The organism is Streptomyces sp. NPDC057638 (assembly GCF_042800315.1).
Taxonomy (GTDB): domain Bacteria; phylum Actinomycetota; class Actinomycetes; order Streptomycetales; family Streptomycetaceae; genus Streptomyces.
Window position 1 is genome coordinate 1 of record NZ_JBHVHF010000441.1, and the last position, 4,997, is coordinate 4,997.

Below are 4,997 nucleotides of genomic sequence, written 5' to 3' on the forward strand. Positions count from 1 at the left end.
CGACAGGAAGGTCGGGAAGGTCAGGCGATCGAGGCCGACACGATCGCCGCCACCGCGATATTGCACGACGCGGTCACCCACACCGCCGGATGCGGCTCCGGCTGGACCAGTGTCTCGCCCAGCTTCCCGGGCGTCACCAGATCCACCACCAGGAACGCCACCGCCATCATCACCAGCCCCAGCAGACCGAACGCGGCCGTGGAGACCAGTCCCTTGACGAAGTCGTCATAGGTCGTCCAGATGGAGGTGAAGACGATCCCGCCCACGCCCAGCAGCGCCGAACTGAGCAGCAGTGCGGCGTTGCGGTTGCGGTCCTGCCAGATCTGGCGGCCGAGCTTGCCCGGGGTGAGCAGGTCGACCAGAAGGATTCCGAGGATCAGCAGAACCACACCGAGGGCGCCATAGGCACTGGTGCGGCCGAGTCCACTGACTATGTCGCTCATCGCGGGCCGTTCTCCGTTGTCGCAGGTGATGCCGGTCAAGGGCGCGCAAAATGTACCGCACGCCCCCGGAAGGGGGCGACGTGCCCACCCGGGCCCGGTGCGCGCGCCCCGCCGGGGAACGCCGGTAACGCCGGTAACGCCAGGAACACCGGGAACACCGGGAACACCGGGAAGCGCAGCGTGGTGCCGAGGGACGGCGGGAGGGTCAGGAGACGGCCTGGTCGAGAACGCGGGCGAGTTCCCCGGGCGTCGACAGCATCGGCCAGTGTCCCGTCGCCAGGTCGAAGCGCCGCCAGGGCGGCTGGGTGAGCGCGGCCAGCTCCGGTACCCCGGCCTCCAGCAGGGCATGGAAGTCGTGGCAGGCGACCAGGACGCGGTCCACCCCCGCCCCGGGCTCGACCGGACCGGCGAGCGGCTGGGTGTACGTACCGTACGGCTGGGGGGTGGCCCGTGCGCGCAGCACGTCCCGCTGCCGCTCGTCCAGCCCGTCCAGGCTGCTGGTCAGGCCCACGACCTCCAGAGGCGGCATCGGCAGCCGCCAGCCCTCACCGGCGCCGGCGACTTGGCGCCCCAGTTCCGCCACGGTCTCCGGCGGCATCAGGTCCAGCACCCGCATGCCTTCCGGGAACGGCGCGCTGTCCACATAGACCACCCGCTCCAGCCGGTCCCCGAGCCGTCCGGCCGCCCCGGTGACGGGAGCGCCCCCGTAGCTGTGGGCGACCAGTGTGACCTCCCGCAGGTCGTGCCGCTCGACCAGGTCGAGGATGTCCGCGATATGGGTCTCCAGATCCGTCTGGGGCCCGCCCTGCCCGGCCCGCTCGGCCAGCCCGGTCAGGGTCACCGGGAACGCGCTGTGCCCGCGCTCCCGCAGCCCGTGGACGGTCTCCTCCCAGGCCCACGCGCCGAGCCAGGCGCCGGGAACGAGTACGAAGGTGGCCATGGTGTTCTCCCGTCGATGAGGTACTGAGCGGGAGCGTAGAAGGGAACGGGGACAGGGACGGTCCTGAATCGAGCGGAGGGCGGCCGCCCGGCGGGGTGGTGCCGCCGAGTTCGCCGGGTTGGCCGAGTTGGCTGAGTTCGCCGGGTCTGCCGGATTCGCTGAGTTCGCGGAGCCCCGGGGGCGTACCCGCCCGGTGCCCTGACCGGCCCCGTGTGCCCACGCCGGATCCCCCCGACGGCTCGTCGGGGGGATCCGGCCGTGTGCTCAGTGCCCTGTGTACCGCGTATTAGAACCGCACGTCGGAGCAGGAGTAGAACGCGTTAGCGGTATTCGAGATGTTCCAGACGCCGAGGATCAGATGGCGTCCGGACTTCTTCGGCAGGGTGCCGTTGTGCGTCACGGTGGCCGCCGGGCGGACTCCGCCGAACGGCACGGTGAGGAACGGCTGGGGCTCCAGGTCCGCGCGGGTCAGCGGCTTGGCGGGGTTGTAGCCGTCCTTGGTGATGTAGTAGCGGAAGTCGGCCGTGGCGTGCCGGACCTTGATCTTCCAGCTGAAGGTGTGGCTCTGCCCGGCGGAGAGCTGTGTGGTGGGCCAGGCGCCGCCGCGCGGGTCGTCCAGCTCGGAGAACCGGCCGTTGGCACCGGCGCAGATCTTTCCGTCGGCGGGCCCCTGGGCCGGGAAGCCCTGCGGCCCCTCGACGCTCTCGGGCTCCCAGACGATCTGGCCGCAGTTCTGCACCACGCCTGTCGCGCACAGCTGCTGACGGCTGACGACGGAGTCACCGTAGCCGTGCCCCTGCGCGCTCCCGGTGAGGGCGACCAGGCCACCGGCCGCGATACCGAGGCTGACGAGGGCGGATGTGATCTTTCTGCGCATGCTTCGCTCCTGGAAGAGGTGTGGGGGTCGCCAGGGTGGGGGAGGCGATCAAGCACTTGCGGTCTAGACCAAGAGTGAGCGTAGTCTTCTCAACTCTCCAGGTCTAGACCAAGTACCCCTGGGGGAGGGAGTGTTGGGCGGCGGGCGCGTCTCTAGGGCAGTGTCCCTACGATGCGACCTATGTCCGTGTCTCCACCGAGCCCTGGTGCCGTCCCGCTGGACGCACCCACCGCAGCCGTACCGTCCCGTCCGGCGGCCCCGGCACCGGACCGCGGTGCCAGCGGCCCTGAAGGCCCGGGCGGTACGGCGTGAACGCGACCGGCGCCCGCGACCCCATCGGCGACATCATCATCTCCAGCCGCCCGTACGCCGAGTACCGGGAGCAGTTCGCACTCTCCACGGAGCGGATCCTCACCGGACCTGTGCTGGACTGCCCTGGCGGGGCGAGTGACTTCGCGGCCACCGTCCGCTCCCTGGGCGGCACGGCCATCAGCGTCGACCCCTCCTACCGCATGGACGCACCCCGTCTCGCCACCGCGATCGACGACGGTCTCGCCCGGGTACGCCAGTGGACGGCCGCCCAGCCCGACCGCTTCGACCTCGACGCCTCGGGTCAGTGGACGCATGTGGAGCGCTGGGCCGACGCCGCCGGGGTCTTCCTGCGGGACTACCGCCGCGACCGGGCCGAGGGCACCGGCCACTACCGGGCTGCGTCGCTGCCCGTGCTGCCCTTCCCCAGCGACTCCTTCTCCCTGGCGGTCTCGGGCTTTCTGCTGTTCACCTATCCGCGCCATTTCGATCGCGCCGCGCACCTCACCGCGCTGTGCGAACTGTGCCGCGTCGCCCGGGAGGTCCGCCTCCACCCGCTCAATGACTCGGCGGGAGTCGCCTATCCCGCGCTCGGCTCCCTCCTGCGGGACCTGGGCCGCCGCGGCATCGAAGCCGAACTCCTCCCCGTACGCGGGCAGTCCGACAGGCGGGACGACCGCACCCTCCGCCTCACCCGTGGCTGAGCGGCCCGCGCCCGGGCGGAGGCCGGGTGGCGGCGCACCCCGCCCTTCCGGCCGGTCCGGCGTCAGCCCCGCCCGCCCCTGATCACCTGCCGAACCCCGGGGACGACGGGCGGGCCCCTAGGGGAGTCAACTCCTCTCATACGACCGAGGTGTGACATGGATGACAACCCGAGGGGGGACGCCAGGCCCGGGGCGGCGGCGGAACCATGGTCAGGACCGATCATGGGAGGAACACAGTGACACCAGTGAAGTCCGCCATCCCCGGGGCCCGGCGCGGCCTCCTCGCCGCCGGGACCGTACTCGCGCTCGCGGGCGCCGTGTCCACCGCCGCCGCGGTACCCGCGACCGCCGCGCCACCGAGGCCCGCGCACGGCGCGGCCTCGGTCCAGGGGGTCTGGCGGATGGACGGGCACGGGACCGTCGTCTCCGTACAGGGCGGTGAGCTGCGGGTCTGGGACACCACCGCGCTGAGCTGCCTGCCCGGCCCCAGCGCCAGGAGCCAGGGGCGGCCCGCTCCCGACGGCACCGTCAGGTTCGAGGGCGCGGGGTACGCCCTGACGATGGCGCCCCAGGGCGGCGATCGTGCCGGACTGAGGATCCACGGTTCGCTCGGCACCCGTTCCCTGGACCGGATCGCGGCACTGCCCGAGCGCTGCGGCAAGCCCGGCCCCACCGACCCGGTGGCCACCTTCGACGTCTTCTGGCAGACCTTCGCGGAGAACTACGCCTTCTTCGACCGCAGGGGTGTCGACTGGGACGCGACGCGCGACCGGTACCGCCCGAGGGTCCACGCGGGCACCACCCCGGCGGAGCTGTTCGACATCCTCTCGGAGATGACCCAGCCGCTCCAGGACGCGCATGTCTCCCTGGACGCCCCCGACCTGGGCCGGTCCTCCATGGGGCAGCGTGCCGGCACGGTCCTCCCCGACGACGCCTACGACGAGCGCACCCGGGCCTTCATCGAGCGCCGCGACCTCGGCGGCGCCCGGCTGGAGACCCATGCCCACGGCGCCATCGGGTACGCGGACCTCCCCGGCGGTATCGGCTATCTGCGGATCGGACGGTTCGCGGGGTACACACCGGAGTACACCGGCACCGAGGCCGACGCCGCCGAACTCGACCGGGTGCTCGACCGGATCATCACCCGGGCCCGTACCCAGGGGCGCACCGCCTGGCGCGGTCTGATCGTGGACGTCCGGGTCAACCAGGGCGGCAGCGATGAACTGGGCCTCCAGATCGCCGCCCGGCTCACCGACCGCGGCTACCCGGCCTACCGCAAGCAGGTCAGGAACGACCCCGCCGACGCCACCCGCTTCACCCCCCGGTACACCGCGCGGGTGGTCCCGGAGGCGGGGGTCCCGCGCTACACCGGCCCCGTCGCGGTTCTCGCCTCGGGTGCCACCGTCAGCGCGGGCGAGACCTTCACCAAGGCGCTCGCCGAACGCCCGCTGCGGACCACCCTGATCGGCGGGAACACCCAGGGCGCCCTTTCCGACGTCCTGGGCCGGGTCCTGCCCAACGGCTGGCGCTTCGGCCTCTCCAACGAGCGGTACACCACCCCGCGCGGGCACTCCCACGAGGCCGCGGGCGTGCCCCCGCATATCTCCGTGCCCGTCTTCACCGAGGAGGAGTTCGCCGCCGACCGCGACTCCGCGTTCGACCGGGCGGTCACCCTGCTCACCCGGCGCCGCTGACCCGGCGGCCCGTTCCCGGTGGTGCCGGTC

General features: G+C 72.3%; 5 protein-coding genes. 2 read left to right on the forward strand and 3 right to left on the reverse strand.

What is annotated here, in order from left to right; genetic code table 11:
• Window positions 1-20: 20 nt before the first annotated feature.
• From ACFVIM_RS32810 to ACFVIM_RS32820, 3 genes are all read right to left on the reverse strand, one after another.
• Window positions 21-443, reverse strand: a complete 423-nt coding sequence (locus tag ACFVIM_RS32810) for a DUF350 domain-containing protein (protein WP_384309334.1) — start codon at window positions 441-443, stop codon at window positions 21-23.
• A 205-nt stretch (window positions 444-648) separates the two neighbouring features.
• Window positions 649-1,383, reverse strand: coding sequence for an alpha/beta fold hydrolase (locus tag ACFVIM_RS32815; protein ID WP_384309337.1), 735 nt, complete (start codon window positions 1,381-1,383; stop codon window positions 649-651).
• A gap of 286 nt (window positions 1,384-1,669) precedes the next feature.
• A complete protein-coding gene (locus ACFVIM_RS32820; RefSeq protein ID WP_384309340.1) occupies window positions 1,670-2,260 on the reverse strand; it encodes a lytic polysaccharide monooxygenase in 591 nt (196 codons plus the stop codon).
• 308 nt (window positions 2,261-2,568) lie between these two features.
• On the opposite strand from ACFVIM_RS32820, the gene ACFVIM_RS32825 reads away from it, so the two are divergent.
• Window positions 2,569-3,273: a hypothetical protein gene (locus ACFVIM_RS32825; protein ID WP_384309342.1), complete on the forward strand. Its 705-nt coding sequence runs from the start codon at window positions 2,569-2,571 to the stop codon at window positions 3,271-3,273.
• 206 nt (window positions 3,274-3,479) lie between these two features.
• Window positions 3,480-4,967, forward strand: coding sequence for a S41 family peptidase (locus ACFVIM_RS32830; protein WP_384309345.1), 1,488 nt, complete (start codon window positions 3,480-3,482; stop codon window positions 4,965-4,967).
• The last annotated feature ends 30 nt before the right edge of the window (window positions 4,968-4,997 follow it).